We start from the raw sequence: 3,181 nt of genomic DNA, 5'->3' as shown, positions 1-3,181 counted from the left end.
TCATCCATTTGGCATATGAAATAGGTCCTCTTCTGCGTCGAAGACATCGGATAATATTCCTTTATCTCGGCTTCCGGTATCGGTTCATATTTCTGGATTCCCTGTTTTGCTATCTTTTCACTTAACCCCTTTACCGTCGGTGTGATAAAGATCTCCTTTATGCCTAGCCGAATGCCTGTCTCTTCTTCTATCCTGTTTATTACCCTGATTGCTCTTAAGGAATGGCCGCCCAGCTCAAAAAATCCATCGCTTATTCCTACTCTATCTACATTCAGGACCTCTTGATAAATTTCACATAGCATTTTCTCGGTTTCGCTCCGAGGTGCTTCATATCCCTTTCCTATGCCTGCTTCTAGTACAGGCAGCTTCCTCTTATCCAGTTTTCCATTCCTTGTAACGGGAATCTTCTTTATCTGCCCTACATAAGAAGGTATCATGTAACTTGGCAGTGATTTACCAAGCGTATCCCTGACTTCCGATACGCTTATCTCCTGTTCACTTACGATATATGCATAGATTGCCTTTTCTTCGTTCTTATCCTCTCTTGCAATGACTGCACAGTCTTTGACGTTCTCTATCTTCCTTAACGTACTTTCGATCTCGGCAAGCTCTATTCTTAGTCCTCTGATCTTCACCTGTTCGTCCATACGTCCTAGGTACTCTATGTTACCATCCGGAAGCCATCTTCCTAGATCTCCTGTACGGTACATCATGCCTTCGCCATATGGGTTTGGCACAAATTTCTCTGCCGTCAGCTCCACATTATTTAAATAACCATCTGTGACACCTGCCCCACAGATGCATATCTCACCCTTTACTCCAATTCCGCAAAGCTTCCCATTTTCAACGATATACATCTGTTTATTATACAAAGGCTTACCTATAGGAATTATGTATTCATTCACAGCCTGATTCGTTACTTCATAAGTACTGGCTATTCCAGAATCTTCTGTTAGACCATATCCGTTTACGATTATTGCCTTACAGTTACTGGAAGACATATAATCTTCCAGCTTTGCATATAACAAAGCTTCGCCTACAAGATATACTTTTTCTAATGATTTAAGACCGTTATACCCGTTCTGCTTTTCTGCATTGATCAATGCATAGAAAGCACTTGCCGCACAATTGATTATTGTGATGCCCTGTTCTTTTACAAATTCCACTATCTTTATTGGATCATAGACATTAGTATCTCCGCATGAGCATACGGTTCCTCCACTTATATGTGGTCCAAATATGTTTCTTTGTGTTAAGTCAAAGCTTAAGGATGCCATTAGCATGACTTTGGATCTCTCATTCATCTCAAACCTGTCTTTATACCAGGTTATTAGATTTACTACATTTCTGTACCGTACAGGTATTCCTTTTGGATTACCTGTTGTCCCTGAAGTATACGTGCAATATACTAGATCTTCCGACTTGTTTACCTTTTGGAGATTTGTAGATTCACCTATATATATATCCTTGTCAGACAGATCGATCACTGGTAATTCCGTATTGATCTCTGCATTATATACCAGTACTGCCTTCGATCTGCAATCCTCCAGCATATATTGAATTCTTTCCTCCGGGAATTCCGGATCGATCGGTACATATGCGCCTCCGGCTTTCATTATGCCGTAGATACCGATGACCATCTCGATGCTCCGCTCTGAGATTATGGCAACAAATTCATTTGGCTTTACCCCTAATTTTCTCAATTTCCTTGCGAGTTGATTTGATCTCTTGTTTAACTCAGCATATGTGATTTTCTTTTCTTCATAAATCACCGCTATGTTTTCAGGAGTTTCCATTACCTGTTCTTCAAAGAGGTCGATCACAGTTTTATCCATCGGATATTCAACCCGTGTATCATTGAATTCACCAAGGATCTTGCCGCGTTCTTCTTCTGTAATCACTTCTATTTCTTTGATCTGTTTAGATCTATTTTCTACTATCTGTTCTAGTATCACGATATAGTGACTGAGCATCAGTTCTACAGTTTCTTTCTTATATAGATCAGTGCAGTATTCAAGTCCTATTTCATAATTACTATTACACTCAATCATTTTGAACGACAAATCAAATTTTGTGCTTTTGCACGAACTTCCTATATATTCTATCTTCACTTTATCTAACTCGACATCTGTAACTGCATTATTGTGTAATACAAACGTTACATCAAACAAAGGATTTCTAGACATATCCCTCATTACTTTTACCGACTCTACCAGTTCCTCAAACGGATATTCCTGGTTCTCATATGCATTTAAGCATTTTTCCTTTATTTCTCCCAAAAACGCTTCATATGTCTTACTCCCTTCTAGTCCCCCCCTCATTGCAAGCGTATTTACAAACATACCTAGCATACCCTCAGTATCCTTATGTGTTCGTGCACTTATAGGGCTTCCTATTACGATGTCTTCCTGCCTACTGTACTTACACAGAAGTATCATCGCTGCCGAAAGGAATATCATGTACTCTGTTGTTCCTGTTTCCTCTGCAAGTTTCTTGATATTTTTTCTAAGTTCTTCCGTTGTTTGTATTTCTATTCCTGCCCCATAGAAGCTTTTTTCTTGTTTTCTTGCATAATCTGTCGGCAGATCTAGCACTGGGATTTCCCCGCTGAACTCATCTAACCAGTACTTTTTCTGATCAGATAAATCCCTTCTGCTCATCCATTCGCTGTAGTCTTTATATTGACGTGCCACTGTCTGGAGCTTCCCTTTATTGTAAATTGCATTGAAGCCCCTTATAAAAATAGTTTCACTCATACCATCACTTACAATATGATGCGTATCAAGCATGAACAGATAATGATTCTCTCTCTTTACAAGCTCTGCTCTGAATAATGGTGCTTTCCCCAAATCAAACGGTTTTATGAAATCTTTTATAATATCTTCTTCGCTTGTCTCTCTATTTTCAATATATTTATAGTCTGCCATGACGTCTTCTCTGATTTTCTGTACCGGCTCATCTTCTTTCATTAGAAACTCCGTACGCAGGATCTCATGTCGATTTATCATTTCCTGCATTGCTTCTCTAATTGCTTCTGGACATACTTCTCCCGTCATCCTTATTACTCGTGGCATATTATAGGCCACTCCTGCATCATCCATTTGGCATATGAAATAGGTCCTCTTCTGCGTCGAAGACATCGGATAATATTCCTTHGCTNDGRYANAGTATHNATSSGYAS

At 39.3% G+C, this 3,181-nt stretch carries 1 protein-coding gene; it reads right to left on the bottom strand.

Translation table 11 applies throughout. The features are described 5' to 3' along the window. Nucleotides 1-3,101, bottom strand: a 3,101-nt coding sequence (locus tag BVG16_RS32250) for a non-ribosomal peptide synthetase (RefSeq protein WP_233147243.1), incomplete at its 3' end; no start/stop codon positions are given. Between the last annotated feature and the right edge of the window lie 80 nt (nucleotides 3,102-3,181).

The sequence above is a fragment of the Paenibacillus selenitireducens genome (assembly GCF_002021565.1).
In the GTDB taxonomy this organism is placed as follows: domain Bacteria; phylum Bacillota; class Bacilli; order Paenibacillales; family Paenibacillaceae; genus Paenibacillus_K; species Paenibacillus_K selenitireducens.
This window is presented reverse-complemented; position numbering and strand designations above follow the sequence as displayed.